This is a genomic window from Olsenella sp. KH3B4, from assembly GCA_900111695.1.
Classification (GTDB): Bacteria; Actinomycetota; Coriobacteriia; order Coriobacteriales; family Atopobiaceae; genus Tractidigestivibacter.
This window is the reverse complement of sequence record FOHD01000001.1, coordinates 251,237-274,604: the sequence shown is the minus strand read 5'-3', so window position 1 is coordinate 274,604 and position 23,368 is coordinate 251,237. Positions and strand designations below refer to the sequence as shown.

General features: G+C 62.3%; 20 protein-coding genes and 3 tRNA genes. 16 read left to right on the top strand and 7 right to left on the bottom strand.

What is annotated here, in order from left to right; all coding sequences use genetic code 11:
• Window positions 1-55: 55 nt before the first annotated feature.
• The gene (locus tag BMX94_RS01245; protein WP_059054684.1) at window positions 56-1,093 is read left to right on the top strand and encodes a 1-phosphofructokinase family hexose kinase; all 1,038 of its coding nucleotides are present in this window, start codon (window positions 56-58) and stop codon (window positions 1,091-1,093) included.
• 95 nt (window positions 1,094-1,188) lie between these two features.
• Window positions 1,189-2,892, top strand: coding sequence for a phosphoenolpyruvate--protein phosphotransferase (gene ptsP / locus BMX94_RS01240; RefSeq protein ID WP_091002592.1), 1,704 nt, complete (start codon window positions 1,189-1,191; stop codon window positions 2,890-2,892).
• A gap of 117 nt (window positions 2,893-3,009) precedes the next feature.
• Here the strand turns inward: ptsP and BMX94_RS01235 are convergent, their stop codons facing one another.
• Window positions 3,010-3,939 (bottom strand): diacylglycerol/lipid kinase family protein, encoded by a 930-nt coding sequence (locus BMX94_RS01235; RefSeq protein WP_059054679.1) that lies wholly within the window; start codon window positions 3,937-3,939, stop codon window positions 3,010-3,012.
• Window positions 3,940-4,091: 152 nt separating this feature from the next.
• On the opposite strand from BMX94_RS01235, the gene BMX94_RS10815 reads away from it, so the two are divergent.
• Complete coding sequence (locus tag BMX94_RS10815) at window positions 4,092-4,490, top strand: CdiA C-terminal domain-containing protein (protein WP_353612412.1); 399 nt, start codon at window positions 4,092-4,094, stop codon at window positions 4,488-4,490.
• Between the two features lie 153 nt (window positions 4,491-4,643).
• Here the strand turns inward: BMX94_RS10815 and BMX94_RS01230 are convergent.
• Window positions 4,644-4,719, bottom strand: a tRNA-Gly gene (locus BMX94_RS01230).
• A 160-nt stretch (window positions 4,720-4,879) separates the two neighbouring features.
• On the opposite strand from BMX94_RS01230, the gene BMX94_RS01225 reads away from it, so the two are divergent.
• The gene (locus tag BMX94_RS01225; protein ID WP_059054678.1) at window positions 4,880-5,473 is read left to right on the top strand and encodes a uracil-DNA glycosylase family protein; all 594 of its coding nucleotides are present in this window, start codon (window positions 4,880-4,882) and stop codon (window positions 5,471-5,473) included.
• Window positions 5,474-5,489: 16 nt separating this feature from the next.
• Here BMX94_RS01225 and BMX94_RS01220 read toward each other — a convergent pair whose 3' ends face one another.
• A complete protein-coding gene (locus BMX94_RS01220; RefSeq protein WP_059054676.1) occupies window positions 5,490-6,173 on the bottom strand; it encodes a Crp/Fnr family transcriptional regulator in 684 nt (227 codons plus the stop codon).
• 104 nt (window positions 6,174-6,277) lie between these two features.
• Between BMX94_RS01220 and hcp the strand changes: the two genes are divergently transcribed.
• From hcp to BMX94_RS01200, 5 genes are all read left to right on the top strand, one after another.
• Window positions 6,278-7,870, top strand: coding sequence for a hydroxylamine reductase (hcp, locus tag BMX94_RS01215; RefSeq protein WP_091002590.1), 1,593 nt, complete (start codon window positions 6,278-6,280; stop codon window positions 7,868-7,870).
• Between the two features lie 229 nt (window positions 7,871-8,099).
• Window positions 8,100-8,939: a hypothetical protein gene (locus tag BMX94_RS01210; RefSeq protein WP_091002588.1), complete on the top strand. Its 840-nt coding sequence runs from the start codon at window positions 8,100-8,102 to the stop codon at window positions 8,937-8,939.
• Entirely contained in the window at window positions 8,905-9,102 is a 198-nt protein-coding gene (locus BMX94_RS10485) for a hypothetical protein (RefSeq protein WP_143052237.1), read from the top strand. Before BMX94_RS01210 ends, BMX94_RS10485 begins: the two co-directional genes overlap by 35 nt.
• Window positions 9,099-9,455 carry a YjcQ family protein gene (locus tag BMX94_RS01205; RefSeq protein ID WP_091002587.1) on the top strand — a complete coding sequence of 119 codons (357 nt, stop codon included), beginning with the start codon at window positions 9,099-9,101 and terminating at the stop codon, window positions 9,453-9,455. The genes BMX94_RS10485 and BMX94_RS01205 overlap by 4 nt, the downstream gene beginning before the upstream one ends.
• Before the next feature lie 103 nt (window positions 9,456-9,558).
• Window positions 9,559-9,759, top strand: coding sequence for an HK97 gp10 family phage protein (locus tag BMX94_RS01200; RefSeq protein ID WP_072354821.1), 201 nt, complete (start codon window positions 9,559-9,561; stop codon window positions 9,757-9,759).
• A 67-nt stretch (window positions 9,760-9,826) separates the two neighbouring features.
• On the opposite strand, the gene BMX94_RS01195 is transcribed toward BMX94_RS01200, so the two are convergent.
• Window positions 9,827-9,903 (bottom strand) — tRNA-Pro (locus tag BMX94_RS01195).
• Between the two features lie 260 nt (window positions 9,904-10,163).
• Between BMX94_RS01195 and gdhA the strand changes: the two genes are divergently transcribed.
• The 7 genes from gdhA (at window position 10,164) to clpX (ending at window position 20,338) form a co-directional block, all read left to right on the top strand.
• Window positions 10,164-11,495, top strand: a complete 1,332-nt coding sequence (gene gdhA / locus BMX94_RS01190) for an NADP-specific glutamate dehydrogenase (protein WP_072354820.1) — start codon at window positions 10,164-10,166, stop codon at window positions 11,493-11,495.
• A 523-nt stretch (window positions 11,496-12,018) separates the two neighbouring features.
• Complete coding sequence (gene carA, locus BMX94_RS01185; RefSeq protein WP_091002585.1) at window positions 12,019-13,272, top strand: glutamine-hydrolyzing carbamoyl-phosphate synthase small subunit; 1,254 nt, start codon at window positions 12,019-12,021, stop codon at window positions 13,270-13,272.
• Entirely contained in the window at window positions 13,273-16,482 is a 3,210-nt protein-coding gene (carB, locus tag BMX94_RS01180) for a carbamoyl-phosphate synthase large subunit (protein WP_091002584.1), read from the top strand. It begins immediately after the preceding gene.
• Window positions 16,483-16,764: 282 nt separating this feature from the next.
• Window positions 16,765-16,851: transfer RNA gene (locus BMX94_RS01175), tRNA-Leu, on the top strand.
• 67 nt (window positions 16,852-16,918) lie between these two features.
• Window positions 16,919-18,268, top strand: coding sequence for a trigger factor (tig, locus tag BMX94_RS01170; RefSeq protein WP_091002582.1), 1,350 nt, complete (start codon window positions 16,919-16,921; stop codon window positions 18,266-18,268).
• A gap of 120 nt (window positions 18,269-18,388) precedes the next feature.
• Entirely contained in the window at window positions 18,389-19,009 is a 621-nt protein-coding gene (locus BMX94_RS01165; RefSeq protein WP_032111898.1) for an ATP-dependent Clp protease proteolytic subunit, read from the top strand.
• A gap of 3 nt (window positions 19,010-19,012) precedes the next feature.
• The gene (gene clpX / locus BMX94_RS01160) at window positions 19,013-20,338 is read left to right on the top strand and encodes an ATP-dependent Clp protease ATP-binding subunit ClpX (RefSeq protein WP_091002581.1); all 1,326 of its coding nucleotides are present in this window, start codon (window positions 19,013-19,015) and stop codon (window positions 20,336-20,338) included.
• A 107-nt stretch (window positions 20,339-20,445) separates the two neighbouring features.
• Here clpX and BMX94_RS01155 read toward each other — a convergent pair whose 3' ends face one another.
• The 3 genes from BMX94_RS01155 to BMX94_RS01145 form a co-directional block, all read right to left on the bottom strand.
• Window positions 20,446-21,519: a glycosyltransferase family 8 protein gene (locus tag BMX94_RS01155; protein ID WP_091002579.1), complete on the bottom strand. Its 1,074-nt coding sequence runs from the start codon at window positions 21,517-21,519 to the stop codon at window positions 20,446-20,448.
• Between the two features lie 184 nt (window positions 21,520-21,703).
• Window positions 21,704-22,465 carry a TatD family hydrolase gene (locus tag BMX94_RS01150; protein WP_091002577.1) on the bottom strand — a complete coding sequence of 254 codons (762 nt, stop codon included), beginning with the start codon at window positions 22,463-22,465 and terminating at the stop codon, window positions 21,704-21,706.
• Window positions 22,462-23,226 carry a tRNA threonylcarbamoyladenosine dehydratase gene (locus tag BMX94_RS01145; protein WP_091002575.1) on the bottom strand — a complete coding sequence of 255 codons (765 nt, stop codon included), beginning with the start codon at window positions 23,224-23,226 and terminating at the stop codon, window positions 22,462-22,464. The genes BMX94_RS01150 and BMX94_RS01145 overlap by 4 nt, the downstream gene beginning before the upstream one ends.
• Between the last annotated feature and the right edge of the window lie 142 nt (window positions 23,227-23,368).

Here is a 23,368-nt window from a genome sequence, read left to right as displayed (position 1 = left end):
CTCCCATTGCGGCATACTGTACCCTGCCGAGGGAACCCGCTGGAAGGAGCTTGTGTTGATTTACACGATGACCCTGAACCCCGCGCTCGACTACGTGATGCATCCCCTCACTCTGGATATGGGCTATACCAACCGTTCTTCGAGCGAGGAGCTCTACTGCGGCGGTAACGGTATCAACATCTCCACGCTTCTCAACGAGCTCGATGTAGTCAACGTGGCCATGGGCATCGTCGCGGGCTTCACTGGCGAGTACCTCATCAACGAGCTTCAGGATGCTGGTATCGCTAGCAACTTTGTGAAGCTGGATCGCGGCTACACGCGCATCAACGTCAAGCTCAACGGCATCGTTATGACCATGGTCAACGGCATGGGTCCCAAGATTCCGCAGAAGAAGGTCGACGAGCTTCTCGGCCGCATGGACGTCCTGCAGTCCGGTGACACCCTCGTCCTTACGGGCTCCATCCCCAACTCCCTGCCCGAGGACATGTACAACCAGATCATGGCCCGCCTTGCCGGCCGTGGCATCCAGTTTGTGGTCGATGCCCCCGGCCAGCTCCTCATGGAGTCCATCAAGGCGCATCCCTTCCTCATCAAGCCCAACAACCACGAGGTCGGCCGCATCTTCAAGGCTGATCCCATGCCCGAGACGCCCGAGGACTGCCTCCCGTACGCCAAGAAGCTCCAGGAGGGCGGCGCCCGCAACGTCATTGTCTCTTGCGGCGGCAACGGCTCGCTCCTTCTCGACGAGTACGGCACCGAGCACATGGTGCCCACGGCACGCGTGCGCCTTGTGAATGCAACGGGCGCCGGCGACTCCATGGTCGCTGGCTTCCTCGCCAAGGTCACGCGCGGCATGGATTACGAGAACGCTCTCATCTACGCTTCCGCCTGCGGTACGGCAACCGCCGCCAGCAAGGGCATCGCCAAGCGCTCGACCATCGACCGCGTGGTTACAGCCCTCTACAAGAAGATGGGTCGCGAGATGCCGGCAAGTATCGCGGACGATATCAAAAACGAAAAGGCACGCGCTGAGGCTCAGGCTCTTGCCGCCGAGGGAAACGATGGGGAGAAGCAGTCCCCCGAGGGCGAGTAACGCGTTAAACTGTGTTTGGCTCTTTAGCGCCCCACCCGGGGCGCTTGGCATTCTGGGAGGTGGCCGCACAGCGGCCGGTTATGAGGGGGATTGCAATGTATGAGGGAGTAAACGCATCTGATGGCATCGGCATTGGCGTGGCCCGTGTAGCCGTCGAGCCTGACCTCTCGTTCACGCCGCATGCGCCGGAGGATCCGGAGGCCGAGAAGGCTCGCTATGCTGCTGCTGTCGAGAAGTTCGTCGAGCAGACCAACGCTCAGATCGACCGCATGAAGCAGACGGTTGGCGAGGACGCAGCTGCCATCATGGGTGCTCATATCGAGTTTGCCGAGGACGAGGGCATCCGTGAGATGGTCACGGGCTCCATCGACTCTGGCATGTGCGCCGAGCAGGCCGTGAGCGAGGCCTATGGCACCTTCTACACCATGTACGCCAACATGGACGACGAGCTCTTCCGCGAGCGCGCGGCTGACGTCGCAGACGTCAAGACCGGCCTTCTCGCCGACCTTCTGGGCAAGGAGGTCGTCGACCTCTCCACGCTGCCCGAGAACTCCATCGTCGTGGTGCACGAGCTCACGCCGTCCATGACCGCCGACATCGACAAGGAGAACGTCGCGGGCATCGTCACCGAGACCGGTGGCCGCACTTCTCACTCCGCCATCATCGCCCGCGCGCTCGAGATTCCCGCGGTTCTCTCCGTTGCGGACGCCACGGTCAACATCAAGACCGGCGACATGGTTGTTGTCGACGGCACCAACGGCAAGGTCATCTCCCAGCCTTCCGACCACGACCTCGAGCACTATCGTGCCAAGGCTAAGGCGTTCGCCGAGGAGAAGGCCGCCCTTGAGGCCTACCGCGGCAAGGAAACCGTGACCGGTGACGGTGACAAGAAGCTGCTGGTTGCAAACATCGGCAACCCCGATGATGCCAACGCGGCTCTCGAGCACGACGCCGAGGGCGTTGGCCTCTTCCGTTCCGAGTTCCTGTTCATGGACGCCAAGGAGCTCCCCAGCGAGGACGAGCAGTTTGCCGCGTACCAGAAGGTCGCTCTCCGCATGAAGGACAAGCCGGTCATCATCCGTACGCTGGATGTGGGCGGCGACAAGGAGATCCCCTATCTGCACCTGCAGAAGGAGGAGAACCCCTTCATGGGCTTCCGCGCCGTGCGCTACTGCCTGAACAACCCCGACCAGTACAAGGTCCAGCTCACCGCCCTGCTGCGCGCCTCTGCCTTTGGTGACATCAAGATCATGCTGCCGCTCGTCACCACCATCGACGAGGTGCGCCAGGCCAAGGCCCTCATCGAGGAGTGCAAGCATGACCTCGACGAGCGTGGCGTTGCGTACAACAAGGACATCGAGGTTGGCACCATGATCGAGACGCCCGCCGCCTCGCTCATTGCCGACGATCTCGCCGCCGAGTGCGACTTCTTCTCCATTGGTACCAACGACCTTATCGGCTACACCATGTGCGCCGACCGCGGCAACGATCGCGTTGGTTATCTCTACCAGGTGTACCAGCCGGCGGTCCTGCGCTCGCTCAAGCGCATCATCGGCGAGGGCAACAAGGCTGGCATCATGGTTGGTATGTGCGGTGAGGCTGCGGCAGACCCGCTGCTTATCCCCATTCTCATGTCCTTTGGCCTGGACGAGTACTCCGTCTCCGCTCCCTCCATCCTGCGCACGAGGAGGATTCTCTCCCTCTGGACCAAGGAGGAGGCCGACGCCCTGGCCGAGAAGGTCATGGCTCTCAAGACCGCAACCGAGGTCAAGGCCATGCTCCAGGCGGCCGCCAAGTAGGGGAGTGCAACTTCTCTGCTTTAGAGCTTGAGACTAAGGGCCCCGACGCTACCGTCGGGGCCCTTTTGTGAGACAAGGGGAGTTTCCCTTTTTCTCATTGTCGGTGGTGGAAAAGCGCTACGGCACGATGACGCGGAGCGCCTTGGGTACCACGTCCACCTCGAAGTACGTTCCGCAGAGCTCCTCTCCGTCGACCTGGCAGGGAGGCTGCGTCTCGAAGTCCATGGTCGCATGGGTGAACTTAAGCAGGTTCACGCAGCTCGAGCCCGTGTGACGGCCAAACCTCGCAAGGCCGAGAAGCGAGAGCAGCCATGGGCGGCTAGGAATCTTGACGTTGTAGCATACGTCGAGAAGACCGTCGGACGGATCGGCGTCGGGGCAGATAGCAAAGCCTCCGCCATAGGTGGGGCCAACCTGCACAGCAAAGATAACCGTAGGAAGAGTGACCTCGGGCCTCTCGTCAAAGCGTGCCCTGCATGGCCAGCCATTAGAACCCTCGGAGAAGATGCGAATGCCAGACGTAATGAAGAGTCCCTCGCCGTGCTGAGAGGTCGTCTCTTCCTGGCGGCGTTTTACGGTGTCAAGCGCGATTGCCGCGTCCATGCCAAATGAGAGCGTCTCCATGAAGTACACGCCATTCACGCGACCAACCTCAAGCGGCGTCACGCGGCCGCGAACAAGTTGCGCAAGGGCTCGAGATGGGTCGTTGATTGCCATGCCTAGGGTTCTTGCGAAGTCGTTGCCGGATCCCATGGGAACGATGCCCAGCTGAGGCCGGTCATTTGCATCGCGCTCCATGAGGCCGTTCACTACCTCGTGGATGACGCCATCGCCGCCAAGGGCGATGACGGAGTCAAAGTCCTGGGCCTCGCGAGCGAGGTTCTGTGCGTCGCCCGCCGCCTTGGTGAGAATGAGCTTGTGCGCAGTGGTTGCGCCGCGATAGGAGTCGAGGAACCGCTGCACAAATGCGGCGCCCTCTGCGCCCTCGCCTCGGTTGGCGGCGGGGTTTGCTATGACAAACGTGCGGCCGAGCGGAGACGTGCCCATCCAATACCTCCCAAATCGCGTTACTGCCCCATTGTAGGGTATGAGATGCGGAGTCTGGATGAGGAGGTCGATTGCGATGGACGTCTACGCCAGGATGTCCTCTGGTTGATTCCGCAGCTTGCTGAACCACAGGTTGTTACTCTCTATGTAGAATGCTGTCCATGAAGAATTCTGGGAACATAACGATACCGGCTAACTGCGATGTATGGCCGCATGAGCTAAGGACGGCTCGTGCTCTCGCTGCAGATGGACGCTCGGTTACGTTCGTACGGCGAATAGGCGGCAATCGGGTGCGAACTCCGGACATCCAGATGGATGGGGTTCTCTGGGAGATGAAATGTCCCGAGACGGGAAATGTTCGGTCGCTCCAGAGAGTGCTGAGACGTGCTGCCACTCAATCACCAAACGTAATTATCGATTCCAGTCGCATGCGCGGTGCAAGCGACGCAGATGTTGAACATGAGCTGCGGCGCCTTTTACCATTTGTTGGACGGGTACGAAGGCTGTTGTTTGTGAGCAAGTCACGTCAGATAATTGACTTGACTTCATAACTTTGGGTATAAAAAAGATGAAGGCCAATGCACGGTGCGGAAGCACCTCCCGCGGAGGCCTTTTTATTATATCTAAGCTCTTTTAGTAACGATTCCTATTACTATAGAAAGAAAAAATGCCCAGGGTTACGAATACCCTGGGCTGCAATTACATGGAGCGGCGGACGGGACTCGAACCCGCAACAATCAGCTTGGAAGGCTGACGCTCTACCAATTGAACTACCGCCGCAAAGCATGGGGAAGTATACAACAAGATGGACGATGGTGGGAAGCGGGGCCAAAAGGCTTGCGTCACCTACAGCACTTCTCTATTCGTTGCATTTGCAACACACACGCCTTGCCGCGCGTGCCACAGTGGAGCCAGCAACATTGAGGCAGGAGGCCCTTCCATGACAGGTACTCAAGCAGACTTCGATAGCGTCTTCCAGGCGATTCGCGCAGACGAGCAGAACGGGGAGTTCACGCGGCAGGGGATTGACCCCCTCTACACGGCGTCTGCAACTTCTCGGCTGGTGATCATCGGCCAGGCTCCCGGCAGGGTTGCGCAGGAGACGCGCATCCCCTGGAACGACAAAAGCGGCGACCGTCTACGCAGCTGGCTGGGCATCGACCGCGTCACGTTCTACGACCCCTCCGCCGTCGCCCTTCTCCCCATGGACTTCTACTACCCCGGCAAGGGCAAGTCCGGCGACCTTCCGCCTCGTCGTGGGTTTGCGGAGAAGTGGCACCCCGTGCTTCTCGGCATGATGCCCCAGGTGCGGCTCACCGTGCTGGTGGGCTCCTACGCCACCCGGCGCTACCTCGAGCTCTCCTCGTCGACAAAGCTCACCGACGTGGTTCGCAACTACGCCGACTACCTGCCGCAGTTCTTCCCACTCGTGCATCCCTCGCCCAGAAATCAGCTCTGGATGAGCCGGAACCCCTGGTTTGAGACGGAGGTGCTGCCGCGTCTTAGGAGCGAGGTCGCGTCGGCGCTGCGTTGATAGGGGAGAGATCCCGCTACCGCCTTGCGGCAACTTCGGGAAGCGAGAAGCGTCGGCGGTTTGCCGTGAGCTTACCTTCTCGCTCAAGCTCGCCGATCACAGTGCAGAGCGCGCACCTGTCAACTCCCAGGTAGTCGGCAAGCTGCTGGCGCGTGAACGGAATGTCAAACTCGCTCGACCCCGCAAGCTTCGATTGTGTTGAGAGATACGCGAGCAGTTTACCCTTGATTGACTTTGGGGCAGCGTCGCGAATCCTTCGGGTAAGGCGCACGTTCTTGCGCGCAACGGATGCCAGGAGGTTCTCGGCAACCCGCGCGTGGTAGGCGCAGGCCCTAGGACAGCTGTGCATGATGTGGGTCACATCGACGAAGAGCACCCGCGTGGGCGTCTTTGTGGCAACCACGTTGGTGAGCAGCGGTTCGTCCTGTAGGGCGGCGAATGCCTCCCCAAAGAGCTCGCCTGCCGAGAAGCTCCCCATGACGCTGGCGTTGCCCCAGACGTCCGCGCCCTCCACGCGCACGCCGCCCTCAAGGACGATGCCCACGCTTTTGACGGGGCTTCCCTCCACCCAGACCAAATCGCCCTTCTCGTACGTCTTGGGCCGTGCCGCAAGGCACCCCAGCATCTCGTTAACCTCCTGAGGCGTCACGCCCCTAAAGAGGGGCGTCTTGGACAGGAACTCGGCATCTACACCACGCATGTCGCACCGCCAAAAAATCGAGGAATGTTGTGAACACAACTTAGCACATCTCCGGACGCGAGCAGACTAGTACACAACGAACCACCCAAAGAGAGAGGGAATTGATGGACGAGAAGATGTTCTGCTTCCAGTGCGAGCAAACCGCAAAGTGCACGGCATGCACCGGGCGCGCCGGCGTCTGCGGCAAGCCGTTTGACGTTGCGCTTGCACAGGATGAGCTCACGGGTGCGCTCGTGGGTCTCGCCTGCACCTGCAAGCAGGCCGGTACTCGCAGCGAGCTTGCCGACAAGCTCATCGTTAGCGGGCTCTTTACCTGCATCACCAACGTCAACTTCTCCAAGGACACCGTCGACGCCATCACGGCAGACGTACGTGCCGAGAAGGAGCGCATCGCTGTCGCCGCTGGAATCGAGGCTGCCCAGGACCTGCTCCTCGGCCACGTTTGGTCTGACAACGAGGATGTGCGCTCGCTGAAGTCGCTCATTCTCTTTGGGCTTCGTGGAGCGGCTGCCTACGCGTACCACGCCCGCATGCTCGGCTCCGTGAGTGACGAGGCCCAGCAGGCCTTTGTCGATTGCCTTGCTACCCTCGCCACCGAGAGCGACCTCAACAAGCTTCTCGCTGTCTCCATGCAGGTGGGCAAGCTCAGCCACGACGTGATGGGCCTCCTCGATGCAGCCAATACTGGCGCCTACGGCATGCCCGAGCCCACCGAGGTCTCGCTCAAGATCGAGAAGGGCCCCTTCATCGTCATCTCCGGCCATGACCTCCACGACCTCAAGCTGCTCCTCGAGCAGACCGAGGGCACAGGCGTCAATGTCTACACGCATGGCGAGATGCTGCCCGCCAACGCCTATCCCGAGCTCAAGCGCTATCCGCAGCTCAAGGGCAACTTTGGCACCGCATGGCAGAATCAGCAGAAGGAGTTCGCCAACGTCCCCGCTGCCTTTGTGTTCACCACGAACTGCCTCATGCCTCCTCGCCCCAGCTACGCAGATCGCGTCTTCACGACTGAGGTTGTCTCCTATCCTGAGCTCGTGCACATCCCCGCGGCTGCCGATGGCTCGAAGGACTTCACCCCGGTCATCGAGAAGGCCAAGGAGCTTGGTGGCTACGACGAGGACGTGCAGCTCACGGGCATTAACGGCGGCACCAAGGTCGTGACTGGCTTTGCTCGCGCGGCGGTGCTCTCGGTTGCCGACAAGGTTGTCGACGCCGTCAAGGCTGGCAAGATCAAGCACTTCTTCCTCGTTGGCGGCTGCGACGGCGCCAAGCCCGGCCGTAACTACTACACTGAGCTCGTCAAGCAGGCTCCCAATGACACGGTCATCCTCACCCTTGCGTGCGGCAAGTACCGCTTCAACGACCTTGACCTGGGCGACATTGACGGTATCCCCAGGCTTCTCGACATCGGTCAGTGCAACGATGCCTACAGCGCCGTCGAGATTGCCCTGGCTCTCGCGGATGCCTTCGACTGTAGCGTGAACGACCTGCCGCTTTCGATCGTGCTCTCCTGGTACGAACAGAAGGCTGTTGCCGACCTGCTTGCCCTTCTCTACCTGGGCATCAAGGACATCAAGCTTGGGCCTACGCTCCCTGCCTTCGTGAGCCCCAACGTCCTTGACATTCTGGTGCGCGAGTTTGGCATTTCTCCCATCTCGACGCCCGAGGAGGACCTCACCGCGCTTCTCGCATAGGGGGAGTGAGCTGTTGCGGCGTTAGGCGAGAGGGGCCAGGCGAATTGTCGCCTGGCCCCTTTTTTCTCTTAGCGAAGATGCCTTTTGTGTTGCTGCGGCCTCGCCTAAACCTCACACGTGTTGTTTCTATTCTTATCTGTTGCGAGAAAATCCCTGTTAGTCTGCTGACAAAATCAAATAAGAAACAACACGTGTGAGCTTTCGGGGAAGAGGCAATCTGTGCCTCCTTGTGGGCGACGACGGCCGGTTCAGCAACGGCCTGCGCTACCCGGGAGACCCCACGGGGCCGGCCTCGGAGGTGTGGAACTGCCGCTGCACGCTGGTTGCCTCCATGCCCGGCTACGACGCCTTCGAGGACCGCAACGATTCCAAGCTTGAGACCAGCTACGAGGACTGGAAGGCGGGCCGCGACCCCAAGAGGCCAAAGCCGAGCGGCCGGAGCCTGAAGGAGTTCATGGACACGCCGGCGACCGAGAGGGCCGCACAGAGGGCAGGCGTCAGCAAGACGCAGCTGCGAAGGCGCATCGTGTCACAGCTCAACGCCGACGGCAGGACCGGCCGCGACTTCCCGTCGATGACCAGGGCAGAGCAGCAGGAGGCGCTAAGGCAAGCCGTAGAGCTTACAAGGAAGCAGGACAAGCCGCGCCGCAGAGTGAAGGTCGTCAACGACGCCCTGTACAACTCGCAGAAGAACTACGTCGAGAGACATGGCGGGAAGGTAATACGAGGAGACAAGGAGTGGGAGGACCATCTGGACAAGATGGGCGCTGGGGCCTCCGCAGTAGGAGACACCATCATCCTGAGGAACGATGCAACAACGTCAGAGGTTCTCGAGGAGGTCTTTCACTTCTGGCAGTCGCAGCGTGGCGACTACTCGGAGTTTGACGCGGAAACCATGCGCAACCTGCGGGAACGCGATGCTCAGATGTACCTCTTGGATTTTGAGGAGCAGTACAATATCCCCAAAGAGGAGAACGAGCAGACAAAGATAGCGATTGACTATTACCTAGGCAAGCTAAGGGGGTCTGGGGTTGATGAGAATACTGGATTGCATCGAAATCAACGGTAAGACGCTGATGGTGCTAGACCACGACCTCCCTAGCACCGGATGGCGCGAGCTTATCGTTGATGGCACCAAGTACGCGACCATTCCAGTGATGGACATGGGGGACAACAGCATAGCCATCGATGGCGTCCATGACTTCACCGGCAAGGAGGTCACGTTCGCATGAGCGACTTCAAGACCATAGCCCGCATCCTGGGCGCCATCCGCTCCTGCGAGGGGCGTCCGTTCGACGTGGCGGCGGTGAGCCCGGAGGCCATGGGCGTCAGCGAGGAGCAGCGCGACGTGCTTGCGTGCAAGCTCCAGCGCGCCGGCAAGGTGGACGGCCTCATAACCACAGAGGACATCGACGGCGCGCCGCTGCGCGTGCTGTGGGCGCAGTCGTCGCCCGAGGTCACGCTGGACGGCCTGGAGTACATGGCCACCTGCGAGCCGCTAAGGAGCGCCGCGCGCGAGGTCGTTGGCGCGTCGGTGTCGGCGGCGGTCTCCGCCACGGCGGCCGCGCTCGGCTCGATGCTGTAGCCCAGCCCAAAACCCATGCATGGCTCAGGCCCCCGCCACCACGGCGGGGGCCTCTTCCTTGCCGCGTGACCGCGACGCGACCATGGCCGCGAGGTGATGCGGGATGGCGAACAACGTGGACGTGAGCGACCACACCCAGGAGTGGCTCTCGGCGCTCGCGCCGGCGCTCTCGCGCGGCCTGGAGCAGGTTGGCCTGGCCGCCGAGGGCCACGCGAAGGCCAAGTGCCCCGTGGACACCGGGCGCCTGCGCGACTCCATAACGCACGTGCAGCTGGACAACTGCGTCAAAGCGTCTGACAGGTAGTCGGTGTGTCTCTCGATAGGAAAAACAAAAATGGGGCGGGTTTTACCCCGCCCCACCTGCGATTATCTGGTCGGGGCGACTGGATTCGAACCAGCGACCCTCTGCTCCCAAAGCAGATGCGCTACCAAGCTGCGCTACGCCCCGAACGTTATGAAGTATAGGGTAGTTCTCGTCGCGCTTCAACGGGTCATCCTCCTCGGCGGGAACCGCTCGCTGTCCCTCCTTAATACCATTCGCCCGTATATGAACGGCGTTCGGTTACTGGCGCATTTCTATCGTGTCTCTAGCGAGGCATAGATCGTTTTCAACTCGTTCCTAACTCTATGATGTTCAACGATGTGCGCGTTCGGGGAAATCACCGCGCGTCTGGAAAGGGTCCAGAAGATCGAGGAACAGGAGACTTCATGACGTATTCCGAGAGGGTCATTGCACAGCTGGAGGAGCGCTACTCCGACCAGCCCGAGTTCATCCAGGCCGCCAAGGAGGTTCTCACCACGCTGCAGCCGGCGCTCGATGCTCACCCCGAGTATGAGCGCGCCGCGCTTCTCGAGCGTCTTGTCGAGCCCGAGCGCATCGTGATGTTCCGCGTGCCCTGGGTTGATGACGAGGGCAAGGTCCAGGTGAACCGCGGCTACCGCGTCGAGTTCAACTCCGCCATTGGCCCCTACAAGGGCGGCCTGCGCTTCCACCCGTCTGTGAACCTCTCGATCCTCAAGTTCCTGGGCTTCGAGCAGATCTTCAAGAACTCCCTTACCACGCTGCCCATGGGCGGCGGCAAGGGCGGCTCGGACTTCGACCCCAAGGGCAAGTCCGACCGCGAGGTCATGGCGTTCTGCCAGAGCTTCATGACCGAGCTCTGCCGCCACATTGGCCCCGACACTGACGTCCCCGCCGGTGACATTGGCGTTGGTGGCCGCGAGATTGGCTACATGTTTGGTCAGTACAAGCGCGTCCGCAACGAGTGGTCCAGCGTCCTCACGGGCAAGGGCATCCCGTATGGTGGTTCTCTCGCCCGTACCGAGGCCACGGGCTACGGCGCTGTCTACTTCCTCGAGAACATGGTCACCGAGAAGGGCGAGGAGCTTGCGGGCAAGACCATCTGCATCTCCGGCTCCGGCAACGTTGCCCAGTACGCAATCCAGAAGGCCGAGCAGCTTGGCGCCCACGTGGTGACTGCCTCCGACTCCAACGGCTACGTCTATGATCCCGAGGGAATCGACTTCGACCTTCTCTGCCAGATCAAGGTCGTTGAGCGTGGCCGCATCAAGGAGTACGCGGAGCGCAAGCCCGGCTCCGTCTATCACGATGGCGAGCGTCCCTGGGGCGAGAAGTGCGACATCGCGATGCCTTGCGCCACGCAGAACGAGCTTGACCTCGATGACGCCAAGAAGCTCGTGGCCAACGGCTGCGCGTACGTGGTCGAGGGTGCCAACATGCCCACCACCACCGACGCGACCACGTTCCTCATCGAGAACGGCGTGTACTTCGCTCCCGGCAAGGCGGCCAACGCCGGTGGCGTCGCTGTCTCTGGCCTCGAGATGAGCCAGAACCACGAGCACCTCTCCTGGTCCTTCGACGAGGTGGACGAGAAGCTCAAGGGAATCATGAACTCCATCTACAGCGCCGCCGCTTCCGCTGCGCGCGAGTACGGCCACGAGGGCAACCTCGTGTTTGGTGCCAACATCGCCGGCTTCCTCAAGGTCGCCGACGCCATGATGGCCCAGGGTGTGTGCTAGCCCGCTGATCTGCGTTTTTCGCGGCAAGTGATTGGTCTGGCCCTCCGGCGGCGTGACGCCTCTGGAGGGCCTTTATGTTTTCACCTTTAGAAGGGGCTCGCTCGCGATTCTTTTTTGATGCCGCGCCTCTTGGACGTTTAAGGTGCCCTAACCGTCCAAATTCCGCGGAACAATTTTATGCCGCCAAAGTTCGACGTTTAAGGGGGCTTAAACGTCCGGAATCAGCGCCTTGACGAGAAGGTCAGCGGCTCCGTTCCACGGCACCAAACAATATGTTTGGTATCCACACAAGTATCCATATCCATGCCAAACCATAGGGGATTGTTGCAGACTTGTTGAATTCGGTCAACGAAACATGCATGCCCCGTATACTTGCAACGACCTTTAACGAGCGGTACGAGATACCGAGAAGGCGTCCATAGCGCAGAATCCGGCCCAGCCTCTCGGGAGCACGCGCACGCTGCGCGCGGCTCCTTTTTTATGGCACGTCGGCGGCGCTGTACGCAGAAAGGACGGTGTTGCTGTGAACCTCTTGGTCGATGGCGGCAGGCATCGGGAGGCCCTCCTGGCGCTTGAGGACGGTACGGCCCTCAGGGGCCGAAGCGTTGGCGCGGAGGGCGAGACCTTCGGCGAGATTGTGTTCAACACGTCCATGGTGGGCTACCAGGAGATCGTGAGCGACCCGTCATATGCTGGTCAGATTGTCACCTTCACCTATCCTCAGCTGGGTAACTACGGCGTCAACGAGAAGGACATGCAGGCAGACGCACTGCATCTCAAGGGCTTTGTGTGCCATGACGCCTGCTACACGCCAAGCAACTGGCAGAGCGTCGTGAGCCTGCCGGACTTCCTTGCGTCCCGCGGTGTCGTGGGCATCGAGGGCGTGGACACCCGCGCGGTCACCCTGGCCATTCGCGAGGGCGGGGCCATGCGCGCGGCAATCTCGACCACGGACCTCGACCCCAAGAGCCTCGTCCGCCGCGTCCGCGAGTCCCCGCACATCGAGGAGCACAACTACGTCGCCGACGTCTCCTGCAAGGAGCCGCACGTCGTGAGGCCTAAGGGCGAGGTGCACCACCGCGTGGTTGCCGTGGACTGCGGCGAGAAGGCCGGCATCGTGCGCCGCATGGCCGAGGTGGGCATCGAGGTCACGGTTGTCCCCTGGGACACACCTGCCGAGAAAATCATTGCCATGGAGCCCGACGGCGTCTTTTTCTCCAACGGCCCTGGCGACCCCGACACTGTGCCCACCGTGCCCGAGACCGTGCGCGCCATTCTCGGCAAGCTCCCCGTCTTTGGCATCTGCCTGGGCAACCAGATGATCACCCTGGCTGCGGGCGCCCGCGTCGAGAAGCTCCCCTACGGCCACCACGGCGGCAACGAGCCCGTGATGAACCTTCTCACCGGCAAGGTTGAGATCACGGCACAAAACCACAACTACGGCCCGGTCTTCTCTACCTTTGGTCCGCTTGTCCCCGAGCTCTCCGGCGGTCTCACCGAGCATCCCGAGAGCCTCCTTACCTGGAGCCGCATGCACGTTGCTCCCGTCGCCATGAACGAGCGCTACGGCCGCATCCGTCTCACGCACGTTAACCTCAACGACGGCACGCCCGAGGGCATCCAATTCCTCGACCTGCCGGCCTTCTCGATGCAGTACCACCCCGAGGCCAAGCCCGGCCCCAACGACTCGGCGTACATGTTCGAGTCCTTCTCGCGCCTCATGGACGGACGCGAGGACTACCTTGCCATCGACGTTCGCGAGGGGAGGCGCTTCTAGTTGCCTAAGCGTACCGACATCAAGAAGATCCTCATCATTGGCTCTGGCCCCATCGTCATTGGCCAGGCTTGCGAGTTTGACTACTCCGGTACCCAGGCGTGCAAGGCGCTGCGCGAGGAGGGCTACGAGGTCATTCTCGTCAACTCCAACCCCGCCACCATCATGACCGACCCCGAGACCGCCGACCGCACCTACGTTGAGCCCATCACGGCCGCCTCGGTCGCCAAGGTCATCGCCAAGGAGCGCCCAGACGCGCTGCTGCCCAACATGGGCGGCCAAACGGGCCTCAACTGCGCCGTGGCGCTTGCCGAGCAGGGCGTGCTCGACAAGTACGGCGTGGAGGTCATTGGCTGCGACATCGAGTCGATCCAGACCGGCGAGGACCGCGAGCTCTTTGCCGAGGCCATGCGTGACATTGGCCTGGAGGTCGCCCGCTCCGAGACCGCGCACACGCTCGAGGAATGCGAGCGCGCGGCGGAAGACATTGGCTACCCCGTGGTGATCCGTCCCGCCTACACGCTGGGTGGTGCCGGCGGCGGCATGGCATACACCCACGATGACCTGGTGCGTATTGCCCGCGAGGGCCTGGCGCTCTCTGCCAACTCCGAGGTTCTCATCGAACAGAGCCTCGAGGGCTGGAAAGAGATCGAGATGGAGGTCATGCGCGACTCCGCTGGCAACGGCATCGTGGTGTGCTCCATCGAGAACCTCGATCCCATGGGCGTGCACACCGGCGATTCCATCACCGTGGCGCCCTGCCAGACGCTCAACGACTTCGAGATGCAGCGCCTGCGCGACTACTCGCTGGCCGTGCTCGAGCGCGTGGGCGTTGCCTGCGGTGGCTCCAACGTGCAGTTTGCCGTGAACCCCAACGACGGTCGCGTGATCGTCATCGAGATGAACCCGCGCGTGAGCCGCTCCTCGGCCCTGGCATCCAAGGCCACTGGCTTCCCCATTGCCAAGGAGGCGGCGCTTCTCGCCGTTGGCTACACGCTGGACGAGATTACCAACGACATCACGCAGGCCACGCCGGCCTGCTTCGAGCCCTCGATTGACTACTGCGTGGTAAAGATTCCGCGCTTTGCTTTCGAGAAGTTCAAGGGCGCGGACTCCACGCTCACCACGCGTATGAAGGCCGTGGGCGAGGTCATGGCCATTGGCTCCACCTTCGAGGAGGCGCTGCAGAAGGCCATGCGCTCGCTCGAGCAGGGACACGCAGGCCTGGGCGCCGACGGCAACGACAACTTTGACGAGGACGCCTTCGAGGAGCGTGTGACCACGCCCACTCCGCAGCGCATCCTCTATGTGGCAGAGGCGCTGCGCCGTGGCTGGGGCGTGGAGCGCGTCTTCGAGCTCACGCACATCGACCGCTGGTTCCTTAACCGCATCGCGGACATCGTCACCGCCGAGCGCACGATCTCCGAGCTGGGGCTCATTGGCCTCGACCACGACCACATGCTGGCAGCCAAGGAGCTTGGCTTCTCTGACCGCCAAATTGCCTACCTCACGGGGACGAGCGAGGAGGTTGTGCGTGCCGTGCGCGAGGTCGTGGGCGTTCGTCCGCTCGTGAAGACCGTCGACACCTGCGCCGGCGAGTTTGCCGCCCGCACGAGCTACCACTACTTCACCTACGAGGACGGTGGCGCAACCGAGCGCACGGAGGCCGAGAAGCCCCGTGTGGTTATCCTCTCGGCCGGTCCCAACCGCATTGGCCAGGGCATCGAGTTTGACTACTGCTGCGTCCACGCCGCGTACGCGCTTGAGGCCAAGGGCTACGAGACGGTTATGGTCAACTGCAACCCCGAGACCGTCTCGACCGACTACGACACCTCCGACCGCCTCTACTTCGAGCCGCTTACCTTCGAGGACGTCATGAACGTCATCGAGGTCGAGAAGCCCGTGGGCGTCATCGTGACGTTGGGCGGCCAGACCCCCATCAACCTTGCCGGCAGGCTCAAGGCCGCGGGCGTCCCCATCATGGGCACCCAGCCCGAGGCCATCGACCTGGCCGAGGACCGCGACCGCTTCGCAAGCCTGCTCGATCGGCTGGAAATCGCCTACCCACCCTCCTCGACGGCAGAGACCATGGAGGACGCCACCGAGGTCGCGCGTCGCATTGGCTACCCGCTTCTTGTGCGCCCGAGCTACGTACTGGGCGGTCGTGGCATGGCTATTGTCTACGACCACGACGACCTGCGCACCTACATGGCCGAGGCAACGCGCGTCTCGCCCGACCACCCGGTCTACCTCGATTCCTTCCTCGAGGACGCCATCGAGTTGGACGTTGACGCCCTCTGCGACGGCACGCAGTGCTATGTGGGCTCGGTCCTCGAGCACATCGAGGAGTGCGGCATCCACTCCGGCGACTCCGCGTGCTGCTGGCCGCCCTTCTCGCTCTCCGATTCCATCGTGGAGCGCGTGCGCGAGATTACCCGCAAGCTTGCGCTTGCGGTGGACATCCACGGCCTTCTTAACATCCAGTTTGCGGTCAAGGACGAGCAGGTCCTGGTCATCGAGCTGAACCCGCGCGCCAGCCGCACGGTGCCCTTCTCGTCCAAGGCCACCGGCGTGCCCCTTGCGCGCTGCGCCGCACGCATCATGTCCGGCGAGACCATCGCCCAGCTGGGGCTTCCGCCCGAGGACCGCACGCCTTCGCATTACGCCGTGAAGGAGGCCGTCATGCCCTGGAGCCGCTTCCCGGGTGCCGACGTCCACCTTGGGCCCGAGATGAAGTCCACCGGCGAGGTCATGGGCATCGACACGACCTTCCCCAAGGCTTACGCCAAGACGCGCGAGGCCATTGACTACGAGATCCCCATGTCGGGCAAGGTGTTTGTCTCCGTGTGCGACAGGGACAAGCGCTCCATCGCGCCCGTTGCGCTCTCGCTCACCAACCTGGGCTATGACCTTGTCGCCACGCGTGGCACGGCAAAGACGCTGCGCGCCGCCGGCATTCCGTGCGAGGTCGTGCGGCCCATCAGCGAGGGCAGCCCCAACGTGCTTGACATGATGGCGGCTGGCGAGATTGCGTTTATCGTGAACACTCCGCGTGGGGGCAGCTCCCGCGGCGACGGCGCCAAGATCCGCAGCGAGGCGGTGAACCGCGGCGTCGACATGGCAACGACCATGTCTGGCGCGACGGCGCTCATCCAAGCAATCGCCGCGCTGCGCAAGGGCCCGCTCGACGTCTACGCACTGCAGGACCTGTAGCACTTCTCGTGCGGTTGCGCTTACGTGCCCTCCGGCGTCACCGCGACGCCGGAGGGCTCTTTCGTACGTGGTTGCTGCCAAAACGCGCCTTCCGGCGGCAAAATGTCGCCGGAAGCGTCATTTTGGTGCAAGATGCAACAAGCCAAGCCCTCCGGAGACGAGGTCGGGTTCCCTCTGGAGTCAGTGACTGGCGCCGCCTACGTGTGCTCGTGTCGATTTCTTTCTCGTTTCCTAGGCCAAGACCTGTGCATTTGCTATTATGGCAAGGCTATGTGTGACTATGCGGGCGTGGCGGAACTGGTAGACGCGCTGGATTTAGGTTCCAGTGGGGGAGACCCCGTGAAGGTTCGAGTCCTTTCGCCCGCACCACATGAGCCGCATGCGCAGGAAACCACGGCGGACGCCCGCCCGCCGAGGACGAGACACTGGAGGAACGTTGAAGATCACCGTCACCGCTGAGGAGCCGAAAGACAACAAGGTTGCCGCAAAGCTCACCATTCCCGCCGCCGACGTCGACGCGGCTGTCAAGAAGACCTACAAGGACTTCGCGCACAAGTACAACTTCCAGGGCTTCCGTCGTGGCCACGCTCCCCGTCCCGTGATCGACGGCATCCTGGGCAAGGAGTCGGTGCTCGCCCAGGCCACCAACGACCTCCTCAACGCCGCGGAGCCCCTCATGCTCGAGGAGCTCAACATCGTCCCTGTTGGCCGTCCTGACTTTGCCCAGGACGCCGACCTCGCCCAGGAGGGCCAGGACTACACCATCGACGTCACCATTGGCGTTCGCCCCGAGGCCGAGCTTGACTCCTACGATGCGCCTCAGATCAACATGCCTCCCGAGGAGGTCACCGACGCCGAGGTCGAGGCCCAGGTCAAGCGCTACATGACCTACCACACCTCCTATGAGGACGTCCCCGAGGGTGAGGCCGCCCAGGAGGGCGACGTCGTGAAGGCCGACATCGAGAACGTCGAGGGTGCCGAGAAGCTCGCCGGCGAGGGCCAGACGCTCGCGCTCGTTGACGGCCAGGTTCCCGACGAGGTCAAGCAGGCGCTCACCGGCGCAAAGGTTGGCGACGTTGTGGACCTTGCCTGGACCATCAAGCACGAGGACGGCGACGAGAGCCACGAGCACTCCTACAAGGCCAAGGCTACGGTCAAGGGTATCCAGCGCCCCACCACGCCCGAGCTTGATGACGAGTTCGCCAAGAAGAGCTTTGGCTACGACACTGTCGACGAGTTCAAGAGCGCCGTGCGCGACGAGATCGCCGAGGATAAGAAGGCCAACCTTCCCAACCTCAAGGAGGACCGTGTCGTCGAGGCAGTGGGCGAGCGCCTGCAGCTTGACGAGATTCCTTCTGACTACCAGGAGGAGGTCTTCAACGAGCTTGGCCAGGAGGTTCTCGGCCAGATGCAGCGCTCTGGCATCTCGCTCGACATGTACCTCAAGGCTCGCAACATCTCGCCTGACGCCTTCATCGCCGACCTCCACGCCCAGGCCGAGGAGCGTGCCCGCCAGTCCCTGGCGCTCGACGCCATCGCCCGCCAGCTCGGCCTCGAGGCTACCGACGAGGACGTCCGCAACGAGTTCGAGAAGGCCAACGTCGGTGACGTGGACAAGGCCATCGAGCAGTGGCGCTCCGAGGGCCGTCTCCCGGCCATCCGCGACTCCATCAAGCGCACCAAGGCCCTCGACTGGCTGGTCGAGAACGCCCAGGTGACCGTTGTGGACGAGGCTGCCGAGGCCGCCAAGGACGCCGAGGGCGAGAAGTCCGAGGACGCCGAGTAGCGCCAGCGCCGCTACCAGAACTAATGGTGCAGACCCTGTGAACTGACGCCGTGCCCCGGATGGCGCAAGCCGTTCGGGGCACATTGGAACGGAACACAAACAATTCCTGAAGGGAGCATCATGCACAACCCAACGAACATTCCGCTCATCCCGTACGTCGTCGAGCAGACCCCTCGTGGCGAGCGCAGCTATGACATCTACTCGCGCCTGCTCAACGACCGCATCGTCTTTCTCGGCGAGGAGGTCACGCGCGACTCCGCCAACCTCGTGATCGCGCAGCTCCTCCACCTCGAGAGCCAAGATCCCGACAAGGACATCTCGCTCTACATCGACTCTCCCGGTGGTGACGTCTATGCTGGCCTGGGCATCATCGACACGATGAACTTCATCAAGCCCGACGTCTCGACCATCTGCGTGGGCATGGCGGCCTCCATGGGCGCGGCCATTCTCGCCAGTGGAACCAAGGGCAAGCGCCTTGCCCTTCCCAACTCGATGATCCTCATCCACCAGCCCAGCTCTGGCGTCCAGGGCCAGCAGACCGACATCCAGATTGTCGCTGACGAGACCAAGTGGATTCGCGAGCACCTCAACCAGATGCTTGCCGACGCCACCGGTCAGCCCATCGAGAAGATCAACGCCGACACCGAGCGCGACAACTACATGCGCGCGAGCGAGGCGCAGGCCTACGGTCTTGTCGACAAGGTCATCACCAACCGTAACGATCAGGGTAAGCAGGAGTAGCGCATGGCTCAGGACCGCGACAACGGAAACGGACGCTCGTACGGCGACAACGAGATGCACTGCTCGTTCTGCGGCAAGAGCCGCAGCCAGGTGAGCAAGCTCATTCAAGGTCCCGGTGGGGTCTACATCTGCGACGAGTGCGTGCACGCGTGCTCCCAGATGATCGATGAGGCAGACGGCTCTGTTGCGATGGACGAGGACACCGAGGAGGAATCCCCTCTGCCGCTCAAGGAGCTGCCCACCCCGCATCAGATCTATGACGAGCTCTCGCAGTACGTGATTGGCCAGGAGGCGGCCAAGCGCGCCATGAGCGTAGCCGTCTACAACCACTACCGCCGCATCCTCTCGGGCAACGACGAGGTGCCCGAGGGCGAGGAGGAGGTGGAGATCGCCAAGAGCAACATCCTGCTCCTTGGTCCCACCGGTACCGGCAAGACGCTGCTTGCCCAGACCCTTGCCCGCTTCCTCGAGGTGCCCTTCGCCATTGCCGATGCCACTACCCTCACCGAGGCTGGCTACGTGGGCGAGGACGTCGAGAACATCCTGCTCAAGCTCATTACCGCTGCTGACGGCGACGTCTCCCGCGCCGAGCTGGGCATTGTCTACATCGACGAGATCGACAAGATCGCGCGCAAGGCCGAGAACCTCTCCATCACGCGTGACGTCTCGGGTGAGGGCGTGCAGCAGGCGCTCCTCAAGATCCTTGAGGGCACTGAGGCGAGCGTCCCTCCGCAGGGTGGCCGTAAGCACCCTCAGCAGGAGCTCATACACATCGACACCACCAACATCCTGTTCATCTGCGGCGGTGCCTTTGTGGGTCTCGACAAGATCGTGGCCGACCGCATTGGCAAGAAGGGCGTTGGCTTCAACGCCGAGCTTGGCAAGAACGTCGACCAGGACGAGGACGAGCTCATGGAGCAGGTCATGCCCCAGGACCTGCACAAGTTTGGCATGATTCCCGAGTTCATTGGCCGCATCCCGGTGATCACCTCCACGAGGGAACTCAAGGAGGAAGACCTTGTGGACATTCTCACCAGGCCAAAGAACGCGCTGGTCAAGCAGTACAAGCGGCTCTTCGAGATTGAGGGCGTCGAGCTGGAGTTCACGCCCGATGCTCTGAACGAGATAGCGCGTCAGGCCATAGCCCGTGGCACGGGCGCCCGCGGCCTGCGTGCCATCTGCGAGTCAACGCTCCAGTCCACGATGTTCGACCTCCCGAGCGACCTCGACATCACGAGGGTCATCGTGACCAAGGAGAGCGTAGGAGGCGCCGAGAAGCCCGAGGTGGTGCGTCAGGAGTCGCTCCTGCCCAAGCACCGCGCGAGCTAGCACGCTTGAGCTGGTAGCGTAACGTTGCGGCCGCGTCCGGAGACCCGGGCGCGGCCGTTTTCTTACTGATCGTTGAGACCTGGCTGCTATGCCTTCGCTAGCCTTCGCTAGCCCACCGAACCGCCAAAGCGCTCGTAGTACTCGATGAACTTCTGGCGACGCTTGGTCCCGGCAGGGCAGGTGTAGTCGAATGCGTGCATGATTCCGCGATAGATTGCCACGGCCTTGATGCGTCGAGCCATGCCGTCCACGGTCCTTCGGGATTTCTCAAGTTGATCTCGCAGGTACTCGAGGTAGGGAGAGCCTGCCGCGTACTGCCAGAAGAGTCCGGCCAGGTCGGAGTCTGGGTAGAGCCACGGCCTGTTGTCGGGACCGGCGTAGTGAACAATGCGATAGTCTCGCCTGGCCTCGTCGTACTCGTCCTGGACGTCCTTGGGAGCCTGCGCCACGATGTGCGTGCGGCGCATGTACTGCCAGTCAACGAGGTAGTTCCACTTCATGTGCACCCTGCGGTAGTGACCGTCCACGACCTTGTTGAGGACGTCCTGGTCGAGCCAGCGCCACGTGCGCTCGGTGGCAATGTTAAGCAGCTCCTCCGCCGAGATGGTCTGACGGAACTTCTCAAGGTTCATGAGGAGCACGCCTGCCTGGAAGTAGTCGTGCGGCTCGGTCATGCCCAGCTGGTCCTTGAGGTAGGCGTAGACCGTGGGATCATAGCCGTCAATCTGGCCAATGGTGTCCGCGTCACGCGTGGCCGCCAGGAGGTATCCCGTGACGTCCGTGTCAAAGAGCTCCGCCACGTCCGAGCACACCACAATGTCAGAGTCCAGGTAGATGGCCTTGTCTACATTGTCCAGAAGCGTCGGGGCCAAAAGGCGGAAGTACGTCTCGGGCCTAAAGTGGCCATGATGGGGGAGCTTGATGTCGCCCAGCGCGGCATCTACGTCCAGAAAGCCCAGGCCAACATTGTGCTTGGAAGCCTGCTGTGTGAGCGTGATCATGCTCTTGGGCGTGATGTCGCGCGTGAGGACCACGATGTCATAGTGACGGCTAGGGGAGACGTTCACCAGGATGGACTGGAGCGCCACCGAGAGGTAGGGAACAAAGAGCTCGTTGCAGGCAAAGACGAGAACAACGTCGTTGAGGTCAAGTGGCAGCTCCCGTGACGAGGTTGCCAGCATGGTTCCCCTCTGCGTTTTCTGCGCGACAGGTGTTCCGCTCTGTAAGATCATCGTCTGGCTGCTCCCTGTAGGATGGCCGTGTCTGCGTACAAAACTGCACGGCATGACTCTACCATGACGCAGAAGCCACGCTGCGTTCGCCCGCTCGTCCCCGCCAAAGAGACAAAGGGACAGTCCCTTTGTCTCATTCGAGAAGAGCGGCAGCATTCGCGACTGCCAGGGCAGCTACGTCCTCGCCGCGCACCTCTGACGCCTTCGCTATCGCCCGCTCGAGTGACGAGGAGATCTCTTCTGCGCTGCCCAAGACCTTCTCGCCTGCGGGGAGGTCGGTCTCGGTGAGCAGCAGCTCTGAGGGCACCTCGCGCACGTACTCGCGCCCGCGCCTGGTTGCAAGGGAGTGCTCGCCAAACGAGAAGTGGCACCCCATGCGGGCGGCGCGCCACAGCTCCTCTGGCCTTCCGGAGAACCAGTGGAATATACAACGGCAGGACCTGACGGCGCCCGTGCGCTCCAACACGTCGAGCACCACGTCTGTCGAGCGCACAGAGTGTATGGAGACGATCTTGGGGCACGAGGGGTCGCTCGTCTCGGCGCAGATGCGCATGATGCGCTCGAAGGCCGAAACCTGAGCGCGTTGCGTTCCCTCGCCCACGTGCGCTGGCGAGAAGTCCAGGCCAACCTCGCCAACAAAGCGCAGTTCAGGCAATATGGAGACCAGCGTGTCAACGTCCTTCTCGGCAATGCGACCGTCTGCGATCCACCAGGGATGGGCGCCAGCGGCAAGATGGACCCCCGGTGCGTCGGCAAGCTCCTGCGCCGCGCAAAGATAGCCCGCTGGCGTCACCGTGCAGGCGAGAAACGAGAGCCCAAATGCCTGTGCCTGCGCTGCCACCTGCGGCGCGTTTGCGTAGAAGTCCAGGTGCACGTGGGCGTCGAAGAGCCTCATAGCGCATCGCCCTCGCTGGGGGCGCCTCTGCCATCCAGCCCCGTGAGGGACAAGATCACGTCGCCGGCGATCATCTGGCCCATGATGGGCGGGAAGTACGACATGGTGCCCAGCGTGGCCGCCTTGCCGCTTGCGCCCTCGGGCGTGTGCGGGCGCACCGGCTCCTCGGGGGAGTAGAGCACCCTCAGGTTGCGGATGCCGCGCTTCCGGCACTCCTTGCGGATGATGCGTGCGAGCGGGCACCCATGCGTCTTCGAGATGTCGGCAAAGCGCAGGAGCTCGGGGTGGAGCTTGTTGGCGCCTCCCATGCTCGAGACCAGGGGCATTCCCTCCTCTTGGCACCAGCGAGCCACGACGAGCTTGGCGGTCACGTTGTCGATCGCGTCCACCACAAAGTCCGGGCGCGGGTCTAGCCCACCCAGAATCTGGCCTATGTTGTCTCGTGTGAGAAACACGTGGATGGGCGTGATGCTGGCTGAGGGGTTGATGTCTGCCACAATGCGCGCCATCACGTCGGTCTTGCGCTGGCCCACGGTACTCGTGTAGGCCACGGCCTGGCGGTTGATGTTGCTTGGCTCGACCACATCGCGGTCCACGAGGACGAGCGACCCCACGCCGCCGCGCGCAAGGGCCTCGGCGCAGTTGGAACCCACGCCGCCCAGTCCAAGGACCACCACGCGGGAATTTGCGAGCCTTCTCACGGCGTCCTTTCCCATGACCAGTTCGAGCCTGGACGTAGGTGTCTCGTCAACGTTTGCCATGCGTCTCTCCGCGTTCTAGCTTGTCCTATTGCAATCGCCCCGATAATAGTCGAAAGCATGAGACAAAGGGACTGTCCCTTTGTCTCATTGCGCCTGTGCTAAGCTGGGAAGCTGCAATCTGGGCGCCAGGTGCGCCCCACAT